The organism is Burkholderia sp. 4M9327F10 (assembly GCF_005503145.1).
In the GTDB taxonomy this organism is placed as follows: Bacteria; Pseudomonadota; Gammaproteobacteria; order Burkholderiales; family Burkholderiaceae; genus Paraburkholderia.
In genome coordinates this window covers 26129-47066 of record NZ_SCNV01000034.1, presented here as the reverse complement: position 1 = coordinate 47066, position 20938 = coordinate 26129, and the positions used below count along the sequence as shown (strand labels likewise).

The window sequence follows — 20938 nt, the reverse complement described above, 5'->3', positions numbered from 1 at the left end:
TCCGTTGGATCAATCAGCCGGCACGCGCGAGTGCCGCTACGCGTGCTGGTACATCAAGTACTGCTGCCATGCAGACCCCGAGCAAACACCTCGCAGGGTTCGCATAGCGACGCAAAGCGGCCAGGCCGCCTCGCGCCGGCAAGCGCCTCATTGCCGCTCAGATCAGGGCGTAACGTCAGTCTTGAACCACTTCTCGGAGAGCTTCTTCACGGTGCCGTCGGCCAGCGCTGCGGCAATCGCGGTGTCAAACTTGGTCTTCAGATCAGCGTCCTGCTTGCGGAACGCCAGGCCTTCTCCCGGGCCCCAGATCGGGCCGCCGATCTTCGGTCCGGCCATCACGATCGATGCGGTCTCTTTCTTGTCGGTATTGGCCGCGTAGTAGGTCACGTCGTCGAACGAAGCGTCGATGCGGCCGTTCGCCAGGTCGAGATCGCGCTCCGGCGAAGTCTTGTAGACGCGGATGGTGGCAACGTCCTTGAAGCCGTCGTTGATGAACTTGGTATAGACGGTGCCGGACTGAATGCCAATGGTCTTGCCCTTCAGCTCTTTACGCAGCGCGTCGACCGTAGACTGGTCGGTCTTCGGGTCGCCCGTCAGCTTGAGCACGGCGCTGGTTGCGCTCGCCTTCGGCAGCACCTTGGTGTCGGTCACCGCAAAGGTAGCCGGCGTGGCGGCGTAAGGACGCGAGAAAGCGATGATCTTCTCGCGTTCCGGCGTGATGGAGATCGCGTCCATCAGGACGTCGAACTTGCCCGCTTGCAGACCCGGGATCATGCCGTCCCAGTCTTGCGCAACCAGATTGCACTGCAACTGGATGCGCGCGCACAGATTCGCCACCAGCTCCGGCTCGAAGCCGCCCAGCTTGCCGCCCGGCAGCGTCAGATTCCACGGGGCATAGCCGCCTTCCAGCGCGATGGTCACGGACTTCCATTCTTTCGCCTGCACGGGCGCCGCGAGAACGGTCGCTGCGCCGAGGACGGCGCCAATCAATGCTTTAGCCAACGTAGTGCGGTTTACCTTCACGTCGAAACTCCTTTGATTGAGGAAACACCATCCAGCTAGCCGAGCGATCCATTCACTCGCCTAAATTGACTAGACAAGTCTGCATGAGTAAAAAAATCGTCGCAAGCGGAAATGTGAGATTTCGCATAAATCTCCGGGTAAGCCCTATGAATCAAGGCTTTCAGGAGAGTTTCGATGATTGGATCAAGCGTGAAAGCACCTTACGGTTACGCCGCTTTGGTGCATTTTGTCTAGACAGGTTCACAGAACAAGGCGCAATGCCTCGTGCTGGTGCAAGAGCATCCGGAGGTGACGTGAGGTGAAGTTGGGGGGCGAGGACCGCCCGCGTGGTTACGCGGTGAATCGCAGCGCTACCAGATATAAGGCACGAACCGGTAACGCACCCGCGCCGCATACCCGGCATAGCCTTCAAGTTGCTCGGCGAGCACGCGCTCTTCCCGCACGGCGCGATAGCCAAGGCCGGCAATCAGCAACGGCACGCAGACGAGTCCCCACCACGAGCCGAGCAGCAGCGGCGTGCCGGCGAGAAACAGGATCGCCGCCGCGTACATGGGATGCCGCACGTACGCGTAGGGGCCGGCGTCGCTGACCGTGTGACCGCGCTCGGACTGGATCTTGACGACCGGCGCCGCAAAGCTGTTGGCGCGAAACACATGGAGGCAGCCGTAGTGGCAAAGAAAAATACCGAGTGCGCCGGTTACGCTCAGCCAGACCGGCACGGTTGACCAGTGAAAGCGCCCAGCATCGATCCCCATCAGGACCATCCAGCTAACCCAGACCACGCCGGTATAGGCCATGAAGCGACGGTCCCAGCGGCTCTGTTGCCGCTGGACGATCGGCTTGAGACGCTCGGCGAGCAAGGCGGGATCGGTGCGCGCGAGCCACAGGCCAACCCACAGCCCCAGCACCCCCAGTTCGAGCAGAAACCACCAGCCGCCAGCCCAATGCAGCGTACCGGCCGCGCCGAACAGCAGGACTGCCATGAAGGCGAGCCAAGCCGTGATTTGCACGACGAGTCGCGTAATCATTCCTTCAGGCTCCGAAAAAGTGATCCCTCAAGCGCACACCTTAAAGCGCACACCAATGTGCTTGCGTGCCGCCAGCTTGTCCCGTTACTGCTGGGGCAGGCGCTCGAACAGGCCCGGCAGATCCAGCTCGCCTACCGCCAGGCCAAACCGCTCGCCGAGGCACAGTGCGAGCTCGCCGGCATCGTCCAGCACATGCTCGCTGACGACCTCGCCATTCGCCGCGCGCTCGATCAGACGCCGGTTATGCAACACAAGGCGCCCGTGCGGCAGGACGCGGCACACAATCAGATTGTTGACGAACTTCGACTGCGGCCAGGTGGACGTGTACCAGTTCGACACCTCATAGTCGATCCATTCGACGCGCCGCAGATCGAAGCGGTAGACCTTCGCCCAGCTATCGCGCGACTGGACCTCCAGATCAAGCGCGCCATGCGACGCATCGGCAAAGCGAAACGCTTCCAGCGGCGTGCGTTGCGGCATGCCCGCCTCGAGGCGCAAGGGTGTAGTCAGCGTCACGCTGCCGAAACCGACGTCGGCGAACCATGCGGTGTCGTCGGCCTCGACGCGCAGCACCATATGGCTACGCGCGGTGACCGCCCCCGCGTCGGCGCCCCACAACACGCGTGCGATCAGCGGCGTCACGCGAAACCCCAACTGCATCAGCACATGCGCTAACAGCGTGTTTTGCTCGAAGCAATAGCCCCCGCGACGGCGGACGACCAGCTTGTCGACGATGGCGGGCAGCTCCAGCGACACGGTGCGCCCGGTCAGCGGATCGAGATTTTCAAACGGAATGGCGAGCGGATGCAGGCGATGCAGTTCGCCGAGCACCGCGAGCGTGGCGGCGCGCGGGCCTTGATAGCCGATGCGGGCGAAGTACAGATCGAGGTCGAGTGTGTCTGACATAGGCATAAAAGTGAGTGATTCCCGGAGCGAGCGTGATAGCGGGGACGGCCTTCTCATGCAGGGCCTGGTGAAAACCGGCCACGGCGCGGCCCGCCAGCATGCGACAGATTGAGTTGCGCGTAAGACACGTTGCTGACAGCCGCCTCGGCGCCAGTCAGCAACGAAAGCCATAGGGCACGCAGATTCATGCAGATCAATCCTGACAATAAGCTTTCGATACATTCGAGCGGTTCGACCGCATATCCCGGCGCCGGTTCGCCTCATTGCTCATACGTGCTTTGACTGGCAGGACCATCAGACACAATCAGACGATACGAGTCTCCCGGAAAAGCTCACCCTTCGCTGGCCCTGGTGACTGGCAATCACCAACAAGCGCATCCTTAACCATACTATTAAATTACGTTTATTTTACGTTTAAATAACGCACAACTAAATAATGACTGGCTGACGTAAAATTCGCAATTACACCTCAGTAATATTGTTGCGAATCGTTCTCATTTGTATTGACGCACCTATTCCGCATGCGTACGATCTCGGCATTGCTGTCTGAGGCGTCGCGAACCGCAGCAGCAACACGCGGGAAGTCCGCCTATCGCCGTTGAGCGCAGATAGCCGGAACAGTCGATACAACACAATAAGGATTTCGATGAAGTTCGCCCAGTCCAAAGGACTCGCGTCAGCCGTGCGTCCACTGAAGAATGCTACACCGCGCGGTCGCGCCGCTCGCTCGCTACGTTTGCCCTCGATTCGCAGCGTGGTGCTTTATACGGCATTCGCATGGGCCTCGCTGACGGCCGGCACGGCGATGGCAGGCACTGTCATCACCAACCCCGATGCCACTCCGAACGATGCGCCCGAAGCCGACCTGAGCATCCAGGCGCAACCCACCAATCAGTGGACCGGCACCTGGGCACGCGGGAATCTGCTCGGCGACATCTATGGGCTGCGTCCGTGGCTGAACAAGTACGGTATTACGTTTGGCCTCAGCGAAATCAGTGAAGTGCTCGGCAACGTGCGTGGCGGTCTCGCCCGCGGAGCGACCTACGACGGCCTGACGGAAATGAGCGTCGGCCTCGATACGCAAAAGGCCTTCGGTCTCTACGGCGGCACGTTCAATGTCAGCGCACTGAACATTCACGGGCGCGATCTGAGCCAGTACTATCTCGGCACGCTGAATACCGCGAGCGGCATCGAAGCTCAGGATACGACGCGTCTGTGGGAACTCTGGTACCAGCAGGCCCTGCTGAATAACAAGCTCGACATCAAGGTCGGTCAGCAGAGTATCGACCAGGAATTTATCGTCAGCCAGTACGCTGGCCTGTTCGTCAATACGATGTTCGGCTGGCCCGGCCTGCCCTCGTACGACATGCCGTCGGGCGGCCCCGCCTATCCGCTGTCGGCGCTCGGCGTGCGCGTGCGCGGGCAGATCACGCCTTCGTTGACGGCCCTCGCGGGCGTGTTCGACGGCGATCCGCTCGGCAACAATCCGAACAATCTGAGCGGCACCAACTTCAACCTGCACAACGGCGCGCTGTTCATCGGCGAACTGCAGTACTCGATCAATCAGCCCGCCGAGGGCGAGATGGTCGGCATGAGCAGCAACGCGCTGCCCGGCACCTACAAGATCGGTGTCTGGTACAACAACGAGAGCTTTGCCGACCAGCGTTACGACAACACCGGCCTCTCGCTTGCCAACCCCGCGACGACCGGGATTGCCGCGCAACATCACGGCGACTACAGCATCTATGCGGTCGCAGACCAGATGATCTGGCGCCCGGACCCGGACGAACCGCGCAGCCTCGGCGTGTTCGCACGCGTAATGGGTGCGCCGGGTGACCGTAATGAAGTCACCGCCAGCGCCAACGTGGGTATCGTGCTGAAAGCGCCGTTCGCCGGCCGCGATAACGACAGCGCCGGGCTCGGCCTGGCATACATCAAGGTCAGCCCCTACGCAGCCGGGCTCGATCAGGATCAGTTCACCTACAACGGTGTACCGTACGTCATCCGTGGCAGCGAAACCGTGCTTGAAGCGACCTACCAGTATCAGGTCAACCCGTGGTGGCAAATTCAGGGCGATCTCCAATATACGTTCAATCCGGGCGCGGGACAAAATCCGAACAACCAGACGCAGACCATGCACGATACCTTCGTCGTCGGCGTGCGGACCAACATTACCTTCTGACCTTTTCTTAATCCCGGACCGATGCTTTCGATCATGACCGCATTCACCGCTTTGTGCGCAGGCACGGAGGCTCAATCATGAATTACCCCAAGCGCAAGTCTTTGCCGCGCGCTACGCGGGCACTGATGGCAGCAGCGGCAAGCGCCGCCGCCCTCGTCGCGGCCGGCACCGCGTACGCCGATCCGAAAGGTTTTCTCGAGACGGTACATAAGCACACCACGCTCATCAACACGGTGCCCGACAACGGCGACCAGAACCCGTACGCGATCGTCGTGGCGCCGGTCTCGGCCGGCAGCGTGAAGAAAGACGACGTCCTCGTCGACAACTTCAACAACTCGACCAACCTGCAAGGCACGGGCACCACGATCGTGGACTACCACCCGGACACGAAGCAGATGACGCTGTTCGCGTCGATTCCGCGCGACCTGAAGGAGTGCCCGGGCGGCGTCGGTCTGTCGACCGCGATGACCATGCTGAAATCGGGCTGGGTGATCGTCGGCAGCACGCCGAGCAATGACGGCACCACGGGCACGAAAGGGGCGGGCTGCCTGATCGTGCTGGATTCGCAGGGCAAGATCGCCTCGGCCATCAGCAGCCCGAACATCAACGACCCGTGGGGCAATATGGCGGTCGTCGACAACGGCAATAGCGCCACGCTGTTTGTCAGCAACGCCGGCTTCGGCGTTGGCCCGGCAACCGCAGTCGGTGTAGACGGCGAACCGCCGGTCTACAAGCAGGCCACCGTGCTGCGTCTGGATCTCGACATTCCGGACGGCAAGCCGCCGGTCGTGAAGAAGGAAACGGTCGTGGGCAGCGGCTTCGGCGCTCAGGCCGACAAGGGCGTGTTCCTGATCGGACCGACCGGTCTCGCCCTGTCGCCGGACCAGAAAATCCTGTATGTTTCGGACGCGATCGGTAACCGCGTCAGCGTGATCGAAGACCCGATGACGCGCGACATCAGCGCGGGTGTTGGCCGCCAGCTCACCGCCGACGGCCTGCTGCATCGCCCGCTGGCCATGGTCATGGCGCCCAACGGCCACCTGCTGGTGACCAATGCGCTGAACGGCCAGGTGGTCGAGATCGACCCGGCGAACGGCAAGCAGATCTACGCACGCTGGATCGATACCGACAAGGCTCAGTCGCCCCCCGGTAACGGCGACCTGTTCGGCATCGTCATGACGCCCGCAGGCGATGGCTTTTACTACGTGGAAGACGACGTAAACACTTTGGTGTTGGCGAAGTAATCATGACAACCGATGACAATCCCCCCACGCGGCCTGCCCGGCGCGGCTTTCTGAAGGCGGGAGGTGCGGCGGTCGCTGCAGGCGCGAGCCTCGGCGCGACCGGCGTCGCCCAGGCCGCGCTCAGCAAGCCGCAGGGGCATGCCGGCGATCCGCATCAGGATCCGTACCTCGCGGTCGAACCGTTCTTCGGCGAGCATCAGAGCGGCATCGTCACGGCGCAGCAATCGCACATTTACGTGGCCGCGCTCGATCTGACCACGACGAAGCGCGACGACGTGATCGGCCTGCTGCGCACCTGGACCGACGCCGCCGCGCGCATGACCCAGGGCCAGCCCGCCGGTGCGCTGCCCGGCCCCGACGGCAAGGCCGCGCCGGACTCCGGCGACGTGCTCGGCCTCGGCCCGGCCGGCCTGACGGTGACCTTCGGCTTCGGCCCGGGTCTGTTCACGTCGGAAGGCAAGGACCGCTACGGCATCGCCAATCGCCGCCCGGCCGCGCTCGTCGATCTGCCGCGCTTTAACGGCGACCAGTTGCTGCCGGAAAAAACCGGTGGTGATCTCTTCATCCAGGCCTGTGCGAACGACGCGCAAGTCGCCTTCCACGCCGTGCGCCAACTGGTGCGCCAGAGCTACGGCGTGGCGACCATGCGCTGGGGCCAGGCCGGCTTCGTCTCGGGTCCGCGTGGTCAGACGCCGCGCAACCTGATGGGCTTCAAGGACGGCACCAACAACCCGTCGACCAAAAAGCCCGAGTTGATGAACCAGTTCGTCTGGGCCAACGGTGCGGACGCGCCGTGGATGCAAGGCGGCTCGTATAGCGTCGTGCGCCGCATCCGTATCACGCTCGAACACTGGGACATGACCGAGGCCGATTTCCAGGAACAGGTGTTCGGCCGGCACAAGTACAGCGGCGCGCCGATCGGCAAGAAGAATGAATTCGACCCGCTCGATCTCGACGCGCAGGACAAGGACGGCAATCCGGTGATTCCGGAAAATTCGCACGTCCGGCTGTCGAACCAGGCGACCAACAACGGCGCGCAGATTCTGCGCCGCTCGTACTCGTATAACGACGGCTCGAATTTCTACATCGAGCGCTGGCCGCCATGGCGCCAGGAAACCGAGTACGACGCGGGGCTGATTTTCATCGCCTACCAGGGCGACCCGCGCACCGGTTTCATCCCCATCAACGAGAAGCTCTCGAAGTTCGACATGATGAACCAGTTCACGACGCACGTCGGCAGCGCGGTGTTTGCCTGCCCGCCGGGCGCGAAGCCGGGTTCGTATATCGGCGCGGAGCTGTTCGAGACCTAAGGCCGGGCGCCGCATGTAGCGCATGTGGTGCTCGTCAACAGGCAGGTTTGGCTGGACGCGCGGAGACCGCACCACCACAGCGCCGCGACCGGCACCCACACGGTGCCGCTCGTGGCGAGCCGCGCGTGAAATAGATCGATACCATCACAAAAGGAATTCCGCATCATGACTCATTCCTGGCTTGGCAACCGTGTCCGCGCAATCAGCGGCGCGGCCGCTCTCCTGCTGGCGACGCTGGGCACCGCCCCGCTAGCCGCACACGCTGAATCGATCACGCTCTATAGCGCGCAGCACGAGCAGGTCGTCAACGCGCTCGCGAAGGACTTCCAGAATCAAACCGGCATCTCGGTGAAGATCCGTACCGGCGAAGGCCCGGCACTGGCCGCCCAGCTCGTCGCGGAAGGCGCGGCGTCGCCCGCTGACGTGTACTTCACGGAAAACTCGCCGGAACTGATGCTGCTGGAAGAAAAAGGTCTGCTCGGCAAGGTCGATGCAGCAACGCTGGCAGCCGTCCCGGCACGCTTCGATTCGCCGAGCGGCGTGTGGGTTGGCGTGACCGCGCGTGAAAACGTGCTGGCCTACAACACGGCCAAGGTCCAGCCGGCACAGTTGCCGCAATCGCTGTTCGATCTGGCCAAGCCGGAATGGAAGGGCAAGCTCGGTATTGCGCCGAGCGACGGCGACTTCCTGCCGCTCGTGAGCGCCGTGATCGCACTGAAGGGCGAAGCACAAACGCTCGAGTGGCTGAAGGGCCTGAAGGCCAACTCGCAGATCTTCGACGACGACGAAGGCGTGGTGGCTGCGGTCAACCGCGGCGCGGTCGAAACCGGCATCATCAACAACTACTACTGGGCGCGTCTGCATGCCGAAATCGGCGACAAGGCCACCCGCAGCGCGCTCTACCACTTCAGCAACGGCGATGCCGGCGCACTCGTGAACGTGTCGGGCGCAGCCGTGCTGAAGTCCGCGCACAACGAAAGCGGCGCGCAGAAGTTCCTGGCCTACCTGGTCAGCGAACGCGCCCAGTCGCTGATGGCGAAGGGCCATGTGGACTTCGAGTACCCGCTGCATAGCGGCGTCGCACCGGACCCGATCCTCAAGCCGTTCAACGAACTGAACCCGCCGGCACTGACGGTGCAGCAACTCGGTGACGACAGCCAGGCCGGCAAGCTGCTGCGTCAGGCTGGACTGCTGTAAATGAGCGATGCCGTGTCAGCCGCGGCGCCGGCTGTTGCCTCTGAACCGGCGCGCGCCCGCAAGCGCGCACCGGGTGGTCTGTTCGCGGCTGCCGCGGTAAGTGCTCTACTGGTGTTGCTGCCGCTCGCCTTCACGGTGTGGCGCGCAGCGAGCTTCGGTCTGGCCGAGGCGGTCGAACTGGTGTTCCGGCCGCTGGTCGGCGAGCTGCTCGTCAACACGCTGACCATCACGGTGTCGGCCACGCTCGCCTCGGCTGTGCTGGGCACGGCGGCGGCCTGGTTCGTCGAACGCACCCATCTGCCCGGCCGCCGCTTCTGGGCCGTCGCAATGGCCGCCCCGCTCGCGATGCCGCCGTTCATCACGAGCTATGCCTGGGTGTCGTTCAGTCTGGACCTGCAGGACTTCAACGGCGCCTTGCTTGTCATTACGTCTTCGTATTTCCCGCTGGTCTATCTGCCGGTGGCCGCTGCGTTGCGCAGCATGGACCCGGCGCTCGAAGAAAGCGCCCGCTCGCTCGGCTGCGGCCGCTGGAGCACCTTTGTGCGCGTGATCCTGCCGCAACTGCGCCCCGCGTTGCTGGGCGGCATGCTGCTGGTCGCACTCGGCGTGATGGCCGAATTCGGCGCATTCACGCTGCTGCGTTTTCATACCTTCACGACCGAAATCTACGCCGAATACCGCACCAGCTTCGATGGTCCGGGCGCGTCGCTGCTCGCCTGCCTGTTGATCCTGATGTGCCTCGTCGTGCTGGCATTCGAATTCCGCGTGCGCGGTGCGGCGCGTTATGAACGTGTCGATCGTGGCGCGCGCCGCGCGGTGCTGCGTTATGACCTGGGTCTATGGCGCTGGCTGGTGGTCGCGGGCTTTGCCGCGGTGACTATCGCCACGCTCGGCGTGCCGCTCGGCATGATCGGCTACTGGCTCACGCAGCCGGGCGCGGCCGCCGTCACGCCAGCCGACGTTTCGCCCGAACTGCTGTTCGACGCGACGCTCACCTCGCTCGGCTTCGGGCTCGGCGCCGCCGTCCTGACCACGGTGCTGATCGTGCCGCTCGCGTTCCTGCTGGTGCGCTATCCGGGACGGCTTGCGACGCTGTTCGAGCGCACCGTGTTTCTGGCCCAAGGCATCCCCGGTCTCGTGATCGCGCTGGCGATCGTCTCGCTCGCCGTACATGCCCTGCAGCCGCTCTATCAGAGCACCACGCTGCTGATCATCGCCTACTCGATCCTGTTCCTGCCGCTCGCTCTGGTCAGCGTGCGCGCTGCGCTGATGCAGGCGCAGCCGCGTCTCGAAGAGACCGCGCGGGCGCTCGGCCTGGGGTGGGGCCAGACGCTCGTGCGCGTGCTGCTGCCGCTTGCCGGGCCGGGCCTGGGCGCGGCGGCCTCGATGGTGTTCATCTCGGTTGTCACCGAACTCAACGCCACGCTGCTGCTCTCCCCCGCCGGCACCCAGACGCTCGCCACCCAGGTCTGGGCCGACACGTCGACCATGGCATTTGCCGCCGCCGCACCGTACGCGGCGCTGCTCACGGGCATCTCGCTGTGCGCCTCGGGCCTGCTGTTCACGCTGCTCGGCCGCTCAGCGCTGCTTGGCGAGCGCAGCTAGACTGCGTCGAACTTACCGCCATCCCCATCGATTCTCATGAGCGAACTTCGTATCTGCGGCCTGCATAAATCGTTCGACGGCAACCCGGTGCTGCACGGCATCGATCTGTCCGTCGAGCGCGGCACGCTGCTCGCCCTGCTCGGTCCGTCCGGCAGCGGCAAAACCACCTTGCTGCGCGTGTTGTGCGGCTTCGAACGCGCCGACCGCGGCACGGTGGAAATAGACGGCCAGCGCGTCGCCGGCGATGCGCTGCATGTGCCCTCGGAGCGTCGCCGCATCGGTTATGTGCCGCAGGAAGGCGCGCTGTTTCCGCATCTGTCGGTGGCGGACAACATTGTCTTTGGTCTGCCGCGCACGCAACGGCGCGCACGGCATCGTGTCGCCGAACTGCTCGAACTGGTCGGCTTGCCGGCGTCCTTCGCGGAGCGCGCGCCGCAGCAGCTTTCCGGCGGCCAGCAGCAACGGGTGGCATTGGCACGGGCGCTGGCGCCTTCGCCCACGCTCGTGATGCTCGATGAACCGTTCTCGTCCCTCGACGCGGCGCTGCGCCTCGAAACACGTCAGGCAGTGGCGAGCGCGCTCGCCGCGGCCGGCGCCACTGCGGTGCTGGTGACGCACGACCAGTCGGAAGCGCTCTCGCTCGGTCATGAAGTCGCGGTGCTGTGGCAAGGCAAGCTGATCCAGACCGCCACGCCGGAGATGATCTACCGGCGGCCGGTCACGCGCGAACTCGCGTCGTTCATTGGCGAAGCGGTGCTGCTGCAAGGCGTGGCCGCACGCAACCGCGTGAGCTGCGAACTGGGTGAGCTGACTCTCTCGGCGCCCACGCGGGACGGCGCCGTCGACGTGATGGTGCGTCCTGAACAGATCCGCCTGTGGCGCGCCGACGAAACCACCCCGGACGGCACCGCCTCGTTCGAAGCGGTCGTACAGGACGTGATCTTCCAGGGGCAGGACGCGGGCGTCGCGCTGCAATTGCAGTCGGCCGCGCAGACGGTGGTGCGGGCCCGCGTGCCCGGCTATCGCACACCGCAACCGGGTGAGCGCGTCAGGCTCGCAATCGATGGTGACGTGACGGCTTACGCGCGCGCCTGAACGTCGGACGCGCGCTCGTCGCGCGGCACGGACAAGGCGGCGGAAGAAGAAGCCGCCGCCGAGGCACGCGGCTGCGCACGTACCGACAAATCCTGAATCATCTGGGCAGCAAGGTAGTCGCAGGTCGGGCGATCCGATTTGGCGCTGCGCGCGACCACGATCTCCAGCGGCTCGATCTTCGGCAAGCCCTGCGCATCGCCGAGGATCGCAAGTCGCGACGGCACGCTGCAACGCGTCAGCGCAATCACCGCCAGCCCCGCATCCACGGTAGCCACGAGGCCGAGCAGACTGGCGCTGCTATAGGCCGCGCGGTAGCGGATCCGCGCCGCGTCGAGCGCGGCGAGCGTATGGGCACGGGCCACGCAACCCGGCTCGTATAGACCCACCGGCAACGGCGAGGCCGCCAGCACCGGCGTATCCTCCGACGCCCCTACCCACACCATCGGCTCGCTGCGCACATATTCGCCGCGCAGCTTGCGGTCGCGCGTGACGAACGCGAGGTCGATCTTGTTATCGGCCAGCATGGGCGCAAGCGCCGTGCTCTGCGCGCAGACAATCTCGATCTCGACATGCGGGTACAAGTTCGAAAAACGCCGCAGCACAGGCGAGAGCAACGACGACACATAATCGTCCGGCGCCCCCAGCACGACGCGCCCGGTCACCTCCGGCCGCACGATCGCCGACCACGCTTCCTCATGCAGATCGATCACGCGCCGCGCGTATTCGAGCAGCGTATTGCCCGGCCGCGTCAGCGACAGATTGCGGGTATCGCGGACGAACAGCGTTGTGCCGAGCATGCCCTCGAGCCGCTTGATCTGCATGCTGACCGCCGCCTGCGAGCGATGCACGGTCGCTGCCGCCTTCGTGAAACTGCCCGCCTCGACCACGGCGACGAAGCTGCGCAACAGGTCGACGTCGAATTCAGGGTGCATGATTTATAAGCCTGGCTTATCGAATTTCTCAATTTTATTCGTTTGCCGCCGTCCCGCAAGTCTCCGATACTCGACAGGGATCTCAGTCACGGAGCGTTTTTGCATGTCACTCACCACACGTCAACAGGGCGCCATCACCCTCGCCAGCGGCGGTTTGCTGATGGGGACGATCGGCATCTTCGTCGAGGAAGCGCGGCTCGACGCGATGACGATGGTGTTCTTTCGCTGCCTGTTCGGCTTTCTGGCGCTGGCCGGCTATTGCGCGTGGAAGGGCTTCTTCAAGGCACAGCGTTTTACGCCGCGTATGGTGCTGCTCGCAGTGCTCTCCGGCGTGTTGATGGTGACGCAGTGGGTCTGGTTCTTCGATGCCATTCACCGCACCAGCATCGCGGTCGCCACCGTGGTGTTTCATGTGCAGCCGTTCTGGGTCGTGCTGATGGGCGCGGCGATCTTTCATGAGCGGCTGGGCGGAGACCGGCTCGGCTGGATTGCAACCGCGTTTATCGGGCTGGTGCTGGCCTCGGGCGTGGCAGCCAATGAAAACCTGCAAGGGCACGCCAGCTATCTGATCGGGATCGGCGAGGCGCTGGCCGGCTCGGTGCTGTATGCGAGCGTGACGCTGATCGCCAAGAGCCTCGGCCAGTTGCGCCCGCATCTGCTGACGCTCGCGCAGTGCCTGGTCGGCGTGGTGTGCCTGGGGTTTATCGCGCCGCTCGCTTCGGTAGGACACATTGGGCCGACCCAGTGGTTCTGGCTGATCGGCATGGGCGTGCTGCACACAGGCCTCTCCTACGTGCTGATCTACGGCGCGCTGCCCAAGCTGACCACGCCCATCATCGCCGTGCTGCTGTTCGTCTACCCGCTCACGGCCATCGTCGTCGATGCCGTGGTGTATGGGCGGGCGCTGTCCGCGCCGCAACTCGCCGGCATGGTGCTGATCGTGCTGGCAAGCCTCGGCGTCAACCTCGGCTGGCCGCTGGTGTCGTTGCTGCGGCGCGATGCGCAGGCGCGGCATCCCGCAGATTGAGCGGCGCCCGGCCCGCGCCGGGCGCCATGCTTACATTAGGCCTCGCAGAATAAATACAAAAACCACACAAAAACCATGCGTTTTGCCTAATCGAGAATAATTCTCGTTATAATTTCGAAATATTACAGGCTGGACGCACGATCCAGCCGTAGCGACTGAGCGCTGCATACAGGCAGCGTCGGTCGCATCCAGGCTCCCATCCCCACATCGACATGCCGACCGCGGCAGCCGATGTCACGCCCGCGCATCAAGCGAGGCGATTCACGGCGCCCCGGCCGGTTCGACTGATTTCGACTCACAGGGGATTCACCACACAGCTTCTCTACCCGGCTGCCGGCGCAGCCCGCTGCTGCTTTGCGCGCGCGTAACTGTGCATTGCCTGCCGCACTCCACGCGCGGCTCACTCGCGACCGTTCGATCTGTCAGACCTACACCGTTTTTTCATCACCGAAGCTGTCATGAACATCAATAAGAAGACTTGCCACGCGCTAATCATCGCCACCTCGCTCGCCAGTGCCCGCCCCGTGCTGGCTCAAACGGCGCAGGCCGCCTCCACGCCTGCCGACGGCACGCTCCCGGCGATCGCCGTCAATGCCGCAAGCGAGCACACCTCATATGACACGAGCCGCTCGAACACGGCGACCAAAACCAGCATGTCGCTGATGGATGTGCCGCAGACGGTCAATGTGATCCCGCGTTCGCTCATCGAGGATCAGAACGCGACCTCGTTGCAGGATGCGCTGCGCAATGTGCCGGGTGTCGGCTTCTCGGTCGGCGACGGCCAGCGCGACCAGGTCACCCTGCGCGGCTTTAGCACCATCACCGATCAGTACGTGGACGGCATCCGCGACGACGCGCTCTACTACCGCGACCTCTCGAATGTCGAGCGCGTCGATGTCCTGAAGGGACCGGCCGCGGTGCTCTACGGACGCGGCTCGGCGGGCGGGCTGATCAACCGTGTACTGAAGAAGCCGCAAGCCGATCCGGTGCAGACGGTGGGCGTCTCGCTCGGCACCGAAGGCGAGCGCCGCGGAGAATTCGATCTTGGCTGGAACGCCAACGATGCGGCACGCTTTCGCCTGACCGGCGCGGCGGAAAACTCGAACAGCTTTCGCGACCAGTTTCAGTTGAATCGCCAGGCCATCGCGCCGTCCGCGCAGCTTCGCTTCGATGCCGACACGACGCTCAATCTGGAAGCCGACTACCTGCACGATCGCCGCACCTCGGATCAGGGCCTGCCGGCCTACCTCGGCCGGCCGGTGAACGTGCCGATCAACACATACTATGGCTCGGCAAACGCCGAGAATACCTCATACAACGACGTCGATGCCAAAAGCGCGAGCGCCTCGCTCGATCACCGCTTCAATGATTCGCTGTCCTATCATGCCGCGGTGCGTGCCTACGACTTTTCGCTGGAACGCAAGAACTACGTCACCTACGAGCCGATCAAGATTGCCCCGAATCCGGTTGTGACGCTCGACCAGTCGACCCGTTTTCGCGAGGATCACGGCGTTGACGGCATGTTCGAACTGACCCAGAAAACCACGCTGTTTGGCATGAAACATGAACTGCTGTATGGCGTCGAGTTGTCGCAACAGCAGAAGTTCGACACAATTTATTCGACCAACAAGGTCGCCACCTACAGCCTCTACAATCCGCAACTGATCGATCTGCCCGGCGTCAAGCCGGGTTCGCCGGCCAAGACCAACGCGGCGACCGTGCTTGGCCTCGCCGGCGTGTACACGCAGGATCTGATCTCGCTCACCGAGCATTGGAAGGTGCTGGCCGGCGTGCGCTTCGACTATCTGACGCAGACGCGCAACGACTACACGGCAGCGCATGTGAACCTCGACCGCATCGACCGTGCGTGGAGTCCGCGCGTCGGGCTGATCTACGAGCCGCTCGACTGGGTCACACTGTATGCGTCGTATAGCCAGTCGTTTTCTCCTCTGGCGGACACGCTGATCAGCAGCGGGGCGTTCGCCAACGGGTCCGCGCTCGCACCGCAGAAGACCACGAGCTACGAGATCGGCTCGAAGTTCGACCTGGGTGGCAGCGCGAGCGCAAGCGTTGCGTTGTTCGACATGAAGCAGACCAACCAGCAGATCGCCGATCCGGCCAACCCGACCTATGCACTGCCGATCGGCACGCAGCGCTCACGTGGACTGGAGCTTTCGATGACGGGCGAGATTGCGCCGAAGTGGTCGGTCTATGCGGGGTATGCGTACCTGAACGGCTCAGTCGACGGTTCGCCGCAGGCTACCTCAGCAGGCCTCGTGCTGCAGGACAACACACCTGGGCTGATGCCGCGGCATAGCGCGAGCCTGTGGATCAAGCGCGATCTGAAGTACGGGTTCTATGCGGCTGCGGGAGCGCAATTCCAGTCGGCGCGTTATACCTCGGCGAGCGATCAGGTGACGCTGCCTGCGTATGTGACGTTCGATCTGGGCACCGGCTACCACGGCAAGAAGGTGGATTTGACGCTGACGCTGGATAACCTGTTCGACCGCAAGTATTTCATCGCGGCGCACGGCAATGCGGATATGTACAACATGCCGGGAGCACCGCGCACGTTGACCGTGACGGCGCGCTGGCATATGTGATGGCGTTGAGTTGGGCGGCACATCCCGGCAGATTAGCTACACCGGGGATCAGCCTGGAGGACCGGGAGTGCCACCGACCCTGCTCTAATCGTCGTAGTGAAAACGACAGGCCGCGACGTAAGTCAATCCGTCCTGCGGCAGATACACCAGGCGATACGCATGGCTGACGCGGCGTGACCAGAACCCCATCAGGCTTCCCACCAGGGGCTCCGGCTTGCCGGAACCCCTGAAAGGATCACGCCTGCACTCTTCAAGTAAATCGTTGATCTTCCGCAAAACCTTGGGATCGGCCTTCTGCCAATGCAGATAGTCTTCCCAAGCCTCATCCGTGAAGACGAAGGCACTGTCAGACCTGACGGCCTCCTTGTTGCGGGCTTTCTGTTGACTCATCTTTTAGCAGTTTGCGCGGCGTACCCTTGCGTGCATTGATCTGGGCGACAGAACGTGCCAGCCGCTCGGCATTCTTCGGAGAGCTCAGCAGATACAGGGTTTCCTGCATCGCGCTGAAGTCCTCGAGCGAAAGCATTACCACGTGCTCGCCGCCCTGACGGGTAATCAGCATAGGCGTGTGGTCGCGGCATACGTCGTCCATCGCTTGCTTAAAGCCGGCACGGGCCTCGCTGTAAGTAAGGACGTTCATGTCTGGATTCCCGGCCCGAAGGTATGCCCTCTGGCCGCTCCTCATAAAAAGTTTGCGGTATGTCCCGTGGCGAACAAAGCCCACTGACAAATCGGGCCGGGTCCGCTGTTACACCATGGATACATCATCATGGTGCGAGCATCATTGTACAGAATTTCGTACAACACATCAAGCAATCCAGCGCGACGGGATAGAGCCGCAAACCAGAACAAAGCATGCCTCGTATCGCGGCCGGAAACCACCTGGCCGATTGGCCAGAAATCCACGCCCATGAACGGCCACTGCACGCTCTCCTTCACTGCGGCAACACTTCCCCCTTCGTCTCCGGCGCCAACGGAATGATAAAAAGCCCGACCACGAACGCGAGCGCCGTGAGTGCAACCGGTATCCCGAGCGTATGCATATTCAGCACCGCCGCTCCCAACAGGAAGTTCACACCCGCGCCGACAAAGCGCCCGAACGAAGTGCAAAACGCAAACGCCGTCGCCCGCACGCGGGTTTCGAACTGTTCCGGCAGCCACAAGCTGAACAGCGCGAAATTTCCGCCAAAGAACCCCAGCACGCACAGCCAGGCAATAAACGGCACGAGCCCGTTGGGCATGTAAAACGACCAGCCGAAGCTGCCGGTGATCGCCACCGCCATGCCCGCGAAGTAGATCGCCAAGGTCTTCTTACGGCCGATTCGCTCAGCAAGCGGCGGCAGCGCGAGGCAACCGAGCACGGTTGAGATAGACAGCAAGCCCGTAGCAATCGACGCGGTCCGGATTGCATCGGGCCTGGCCATCCCCGCACGCGTCGCAAGCTGGATCACCGCCGACGGCTCATACACCGCTCCGGCCCACAGTCCGATGATCGCAATCGTCAACAAGGCGCACGCGACCCAGGTGCGGCGGCGATACACGGGACCAAGAATCTCGCGCAACGGCTTGCTGCGCACCGTGTTTGCCTCCGCCTTCTGCCACTTCTCCGGCTCCTTCACGCGCAGCAGAATCAGGATCGCGACGACCACCGGCACCGCGCCGGTCAGGAACATGGCGCGCCAGCCGTAGTGCACGCCGATCGTGTAGTTGAGTGCCGCCGCGAGAAAAAAGCCGGCGTAGTAGCCGGTCTGCAGATAACCTGCGCCCATCTTGCGGCGGTCCTCCGGCCAGGCCTCGGCCACATAGGTGCCCGCCAGCGCCCATTCGCCGCCTATCCCCACCCCCGCAATGAAACGGAAGATAGCCAGTTCCCAGACGTTGTGGGCGGTGGCCGAGAGTCCGGTAAAGATTGCGAACGTGAAGATCGTGCCTGCCAGCACCTTGGTGCGCCCGAAGCGGTCGGCCAACGGCCCCCAGATGAACGACAGTCCCCAGCCGATCAGAAACAGCGCAAACAGGATCGAGCCGGCCAGGCCGACGTTGGCTGGTGTCGCCGCATAACCCGAACGCGGCAGGAGTTCAGTCAGCGCGGGCGTGAGGACGAGTGCGTAGATGAACGAATCCATCCCGTCGAGGGTCCAGCCCGCCCATGCGCCCCAGAAGCCCGCAATCTGCGAGCGGTTAAGCGGCGTGCGATGCCGCGCGGCATGCGCGCGGTCCGTAATCGAATTCATCATGCTCCTCCGGCCCTGCGGTTGGAATGTGTATGTATTTCCCCGTGCAATACGCGTCATTTCATATATAATATTTGAACTTATGAACGATGCAACCGATGGTTTTCCCCTGGACAGCGCAGCGCGCGTCCCCTTTTTGCCCGTAGCGGCCGAGCCGCGGGCCAGCACGTCACGCGTGATCGCAGACGCCCTCAGGGCCGCGATTATCGAAGGCACGCTGGCCCCCGGCGCGCCCTTGCGGCAGGATGCGATCGCCCGCCACTTCTCGGTCAGCGCGATTCCGGTGCGTGAAGCGTTACGCCAACTGGAAGGCGAAGGCTGGGCGAAGGTCGCCGTTCACAAAGGCGCAACGGTCGCGCCGTTGTCGGCGGACGAAGCGCGCGAAATCTACGAGATTCGCTCGGCGCTCGAGAGTCTGGCCATCGGCCTCGCCATTCCGCGGCACACCGCGGCCACGCTGGACGAGGCAGAAAAGCTGTGCCGTGCCGCCGAGAGCGAGCTGGACTCTTCGCTCTATGTCGCCCGCAACGAGGCCTTTCATATGAGCCTGTATGCGCCCGCTGCGCGGCCCCAGCTCGAAGAGATGATTGCCACGCTGCATCGTCGCGGCGAGCGTTATCTGCGCCTCAAGTTCGGCCTGCCCTTGTACAAGGACGAGTCCGATCACGAACACGCCGCGCTGCTCGATGCCGTGCGCCGCGGCGACATCCCCGCGGCACGTTCGCTGGTCACCGAGCATCTGCTCAGCACCGGCGATCTGCTGCACCGTTTCCTGACCGAGCGCGCGCAGGCAGAAGCCGCGCACGCCAACGGCCGCAAGCCGCGTGCGAAGCGCACGCGTACCCCACCTTCAGGGAGCTGAATCCGTCGATGAATCCCCAAGCCGAACCATCCCGCCAATCCGCCGGCACACCCCCCGCACGTTCCTGGACCACACTGCGCGACGAGAAGGCAAGGCGGCTCGCCGCCATCGCGCCCTGGCTGGAAGACGGCGTGCTGCGCACGGAGCGCATCGTCGAAGCGCTGGAAACACTGATCCGCCCCGGCGACCGCGTCGCCCTTGAAGGCGACAACCAGAAGCAGGCCGATTTTCTGTCGCGCTCGTTCGCCAAGGTCGATCCGCAAAAAATCCACGACGTCCATCTGCTGATCTCCAGCATCAGCCGCCCCGAGCATCTGACGCTGTTCGAGCGTGGCATCACCCACAAGGTCGACTTCGCGTTCGCCGGCCCGCAGAGCTTGCGTGTGGCGCAACTGCTGGAAGACGGGCAACTGGAAATCGGCGCGATTTATACCTACGTCGAGTTGTACGCGCGGATGTTCGTCGACCTGACGCCGCATGTCGCGCTGCTGTGCGCCGATAAGGCAGACCGGCACGGCAATCTGTACACCGGCCCGAATACCGAAGACACGCCCACCATCGCCGAAGCGGCTGCGTTCAGGCATGGCATCGTGATCGTTCAGGTCAACGAAATCGTCGACGAACTTCCGCGTGTCGACATTCCGGGTTCGTGGGTCGACGTGGTCGTTCAGGCCGACCGGCCGTTCGCGGTCGAACCGCTCTTCACGCGCGATCCGCGTCATATCGGCGATCTGCAGGTGCTGACCGCGATGATGGTGATTCGCGGCATTTATGAAGCGTACGGCGTGACCTCGCTTAACCACGGCATCGGCTTCGATACCGCGGCCATCGAACTGCTGCTGCCGACGTATGGCGAGGCGCTCGGCCTGAAGGGCAAGATTTGCCGCAACTGGACGCTCAATCCGCATCCCACCTTGATTCCCGCCATCGAATCGGGCTGGGTCGACAGCGTGCATTGCTTCGGCAGCGAAGTGGGCATGGAACGCTACATCGAGGCGCGTCCCGATGTGTTCTTTACCGGCAGCGATGGCAGCCTGCGCTCGAACCGCGTGCTGTGCCAGCTGGCCGGGCAGTACGGTGTGGATCTCTTTATCGGTTCGACGCTGCAGCTCGACGCGGACGCCAATTCGTCGACGGTCACGCGCGGGCGGCTGGCCGGCTTCGGCGGTGCGCCGAACATGGGACACGATCCGCGCGGCCGGCGTCATTCGAGCGAAGCCTGGCTCAAGCTGCTGAAGGATCAAGGGCCGGTTTCACGCGGGCAGAAGCTGGTAGTGCAACTCGCCGAGACGTACAAGAAAGGCGGCGAACCCACCTTCGTCGACGAACTCGACGCCGTGGCAGTAGGCGCGAAGAGCGGCATGGCGGTCGCGCCGGTGATGATCTACGGCGACGACGTCAGTCATGTGGTCACCGAAGAAGGCATCGCGCATCTGCACAAGGCCGAGGGCATCGAGGAACGGCGCGCGGCGCTTGCCGCTGTGGCCGGCGTCACGCCGATCGGCCTGCGCGCGAAGCCGGAAAAGACCGCTGAATTGCGCCGGCGCGGCATTGTCGCGTATCCGGAAGATCTCGGTATCCGGCGCGGCGAAGCGAAACGTTCGCTGCTGGCCGCGCGGAGTATCGACGACCTCGTCACCTGGTCGGGCGGCCTGTATGCGCCGCCGGCACAATTCCGGAGCTGGTAATC

18 protein-coding genes are annotated in these 20938 nt (G+C 63.6%); 10 read left to right on the top strand and 8 right to left on the bottom strand.

Annotated features, from left to right (window positions below; genetic code table 11):
• Positions 1-162: 162 nt before the first annotated feature.
• The 3 genes from FFS45_RS26190 to FFS45_RS26180 form a co-directional block, all read right to left on the bottom strand.
• Entirely contained in the window at positions 163-1023 is an 861-nt protein-coding gene (locus tag FFS45_RS26190; RefSeq protein ID WP_137957539.1) for a transporter substrate-binding domain-containing protein, read from the bottom strand.
• Between the two features lie 350 nt (positions 1024-1373).
• Positions 1374-2051: an isoprenylcysteine carboxylmethyltransferase family protein gene (locus FFS45_RS26185; RefSeq protein WP_137957538.1), complete on the bottom strand. Its 678-nt coding sequence runs from the start codon at positions 2049-2051 to the stop codon at positions 1374-1376.
• An 84-nt stretch (positions 2052-2135) separates the two neighbouring features.
• Positions 2136-2957, bottom strand: coding sequence for an arylamine N-acetyltransferase (locus tag FFS45_RS26180; RefSeq protein WP_137957572.1), 822 nt, complete (start codon positions 2955-2957; stop codon positions 2136-2138).
• Positions 2958-3603: 646 nt separating this feature from the next.
• Between FFS45_RS26180 and FFS45_RS26175 the strand changes: the two genes are divergently transcribed.
• From FFS45_RS26175 to FFS45_RS26150, 6 genes are all read left to right on the top strand, one after another.
• Positions 3604-5139: a carbohydrate porin gene (locus FFS45_RS26175; protein WP_137957537.1), complete on the top strand. Its 1536-nt coding sequence runs from the start codon at positions 3604-3606 to the stop codon at positions 5137-5139.
• A 77-nt stretch (positions 5140-5216) separates the two neighbouring features.
• Positions 5217-6383: a hypothetical protein gene (locus FFS45_RS26170; RefSeq protein ID WP_137957536.1), complete on the top strand. Its 1167-nt coding sequence runs from the start codon at positions 5217-5219 to the stop codon at positions 6381-6383.
• Positions 6384-6385: 2 nt separating this feature from the next.
• On the top strand, positions 6386-7693 hold the full coding sequence (gene efeB, locus FFS45_RS26165) for an iron uptake transporter deferrochelatase/peroxidase subunit (protein ID WP_137957535.1): 1308 nt from the start codon (positions 6386-6388) through the stop codon (positions 7691-7693).
• 165 nt (positions 7694-7858) lie between these two features.
• Entirely contained in the window at positions 7859-8890 is a 1032-nt protein-coding gene (locus FFS45_RS26160) for an iron ABC transporter substrate-binding protein (RefSeq protein WP_137957534.1), read from the top strand.
• A complete protein-coding gene (locus FFS45_RS26155) occupies positions 8891-10495 on the top strand; it encodes an iron ABC transporter permease (protein ID WP_137957533.1) in 1605 nt (534 codons plus the stop codon).
• A 36-nt stretch (positions 10496-10531) separates the two neighbouring features.
• A complete protein-coding gene (locus FFS45_RS26150; RefSeq protein WP_137957532.1) occupies positions 10532-11590 on the top strand; it encodes an ABC transporter ATP-binding protein in 1059 nt (352 codons plus the stop codon).
• On the opposite strand, the gene FFS45_RS26145 is transcribed toward FFS45_RS26150, so the two are convergent.
• Positions 11575-12522 carry a LysR substrate-binding domain-containing protein gene (locus FFS45_RS26145; RefSeq protein ID WP_137957531.1) on the bottom strand — a complete coding sequence of 316 codons (948 nt, stop codon included), beginning with the start codon at positions 12520-12522 and terminating at the stop codon, positions 11575-11577. The genes FFS45_RS26150 and FFS45_RS26145 overlap by 16 nt on opposite strands.
• A 103-nt stretch (positions 12523-12625) precedes the next feature.
• Between FFS45_RS26145 and FFS45_RS26140 the strand changes: the two genes are divergently transcribed.
• Both FFS45_RS26140 and FFS45_RS26135 read left to right on the top strand, forming a co-directional pair.
• A complete protein-coding gene (locus FFS45_RS26140) occupies positions 12626-13549 on the top strand; it encodes a DMT family transporter (protein ID WP_137957530.1) in 924 nt (307 codons plus the stop codon).
• 458 nt (positions 13550-14007) lie between these two features.
• The gene (locus FFS45_RS26135; RefSeq protein ID WP_137957529.1) at positions 14008-16152 is read left to right on the top strand and encodes a TonB-dependent siderophore receptor; all 2145 of its coding nucleotides are present in this window, start codon (positions 14008-14010) and stop codon (positions 16150-16152) included.
• An 84-nt stretch (positions 16153-16236) separates the two neighbouring features.
• Here the strand turns inward: FFS45_RS26135 and FFS45_RS26130 are convergent, their stop codons facing one another.
• Genes FFS45_RS26130 through FFS45_RS26115 form a run of 4 tightly spaced genes read right to left on the bottom strand, consistent with a single transcriptional unit; the run spans position 16237 to position 18386 of the window.
• Positions 16237-16542, bottom strand: a complete 306-nt coding sequence (locus tag FFS45_RS26130; RefSeq protein ID WP_137957528.1) for a Txe/YoeB family addiction module toxin — start codon at positions 16540-16542, stop codon at positions 16237-16239.
• Entirely contained in the window at positions 16499-16792 is a 294-nt protein-coding gene (locus FFS45_RS26125) for a type II toxin-antitoxin system prevent-host-death family antitoxin (RefSeq protein ID WP_137957527.1), read from the bottom strand. Before FFS45_RS26125 ends, FFS45_RS26130 begins: the two co-directional genes overlap by 44 nt.
• A 41-nt stretch (positions 16793-16833) precedes the next feature.
• Positions 16834-17079, bottom strand: coding sequence for a hypothetical protein (locus tag FFS45_RS26120; protein WP_137957526.1), 246 nt, complete (start codon positions 17077-17079; stop codon positions 16834-16836).
• A gap of 8 nt (positions 17080-17087) precedes the next feature.
• Positions 17088-18386 carry an MFS transporter gene (locus FFS45_RS26115; RefSeq protein ID WP_171029758.1) on the bottom strand — a complete coding sequence of 433 codons (1299 nt, stop codon included), beginning with the start codon at positions 18384-18386 and terminating at the stop codon, positions 17088-17090.
• 82 nt (positions 18387-18468) lie between these two features.
• On the opposite strand from FFS45_RS26115, the gene FFS45_RS26110 reads away from it, so the two are divergent.
• Positions 18469-19248, top strand: a complete 780-nt coding sequence (locus FFS45_RS26110) for a GntR family transcriptional regulator (RefSeq protein WP_137957524.1) — start codon at positions 18469-18471, stop codon at positions 19246-19248.
• An 8-nt stretch (positions 19249-19256) separates the two neighbouring features.
• Positions 19257-20936: a malonate decarboxylase subunit alpha gene (mdcA, locus tag FFS45_RS26105; RefSeq protein ID WP_137957523.1), complete on the top strand. Its 1680-nt coding sequence runs from the start codon at positions 19257-19259 to the stop codon at positions 20934-20936.
• Positions 20937-20938 lie beyond the last annotated feature (2 nt).

Bases quoted from the DNA above. Each gene is read 5' to 3' on its own strand.
- FFS45_RS26185 (WP_137957538.1), bottom strand. From the start codon at position 2,051: ATGATTACGCGACTCGTCGTGCAAATCACGGCTTGGCTCGCCTTCATG.
- FFS45_RS26150 (WP_137957532.1), top strand. From the start codon at position 10,532: ATGAGCGAACTTCGTATCTGCGGCCTGCATAAATCGTTCGACGGCAAC.
- FFS45_RS26110 (WP_137957524.1), top strand. From the start codon at position 18,469: ATGAACGATGCAACCGATGGTTTTCCCCTGGACAGCGCAGCGCGCGTC.
- FFS45_RS26125 (WP_137957527.1), bottom strand. From the start codon at position 16,792: ATGAACGTCCTTACTTACAGCGAGGCCCGTGCCGGCTTTAAGCAAGCG.
- FFS45_RS26145 (WP_137957531.1), bottom strand. From the start codon at position 12,522: ATGCACCCTGAATTCGACGTCGACCTGTTGCGCAGCTTCGTCGCCGTG.
- FFS45_RS26155 (WP_137957533.1), top strand. From the start codon at position 8,891: ATGAGCGATGCCGTGTCAGCCGCGGCGCCGGCTGTTGCCTCTGAACCG.
- FFS45_RS26180 (WP_137957572.1), bottom strand. From the start codon at position 2,957: ATGTCAGACACACTCGACCTCGATCTGTACTTCGCCCGCATCGGCTAT.
- FFS45_RS26170 (WP_137957536.1), top strand. From the start codon at position 5,217: ATGAATTACCCCAAGCGCAAGTCTTTGCCGCGCGCTACGCGGGCACTG.
- FFS45_RS26135 (WP_137957529.1), top strand. From the start codon at position 14,008: ATGAACATCAATAAGAAGACTTGCCACGCGCTAATCATCGCCACCTCG.
- mdcA (WP_137957523.1), top strand. From the start codon at position 19,257: ATGAATCCCCAAGCCGAACCATCCCGCCAATCCGCCGGCACACCCCCC.
- FFS45_RS26140 (WP_137957530.1), top strand. From the start codon at position 12,626: ATGTCACTCACCACACGTCAACAGGGCGCCATCACCCTCGCCAGCGGC.
- FFS45_RS26160 (WP_137957534.1), top strand. From the start codon at position 7,859: ATGACTCATTCCTGGCTTGGCAACCGTGTCCGCGCAATCAGCGGCGCG.
- FFS45_RS26115 (WP_171029758.1), bottom strand. From the start codon at position 18,386: ATGAATTCGATTACGGACCGCGCGCATGCCGCGCGGCATCGCACGCCG.
- efeB (WP_137957535.1), top strand. From the start codon at position 6,386: ATGACAACCGATGACAATCCCCCCACGCGGCCTGCCCGGCGCGGCTTT.
- FFS45_RS26130 (WP_137957528.1), bottom strand. From the start codon at position 16,542: ATGAGTCAACAGAAAGCCCGCAACAAGGAGGCCGTCAGGTCTGACAGT.
- FFS45_RS26175 (WP_137957537.1), top strand. From the start codon at position 3,604: ATGAAGTTCGCCCAGTCCAAAGGACTCGCGTCAGCCGTGCGTCCACTG.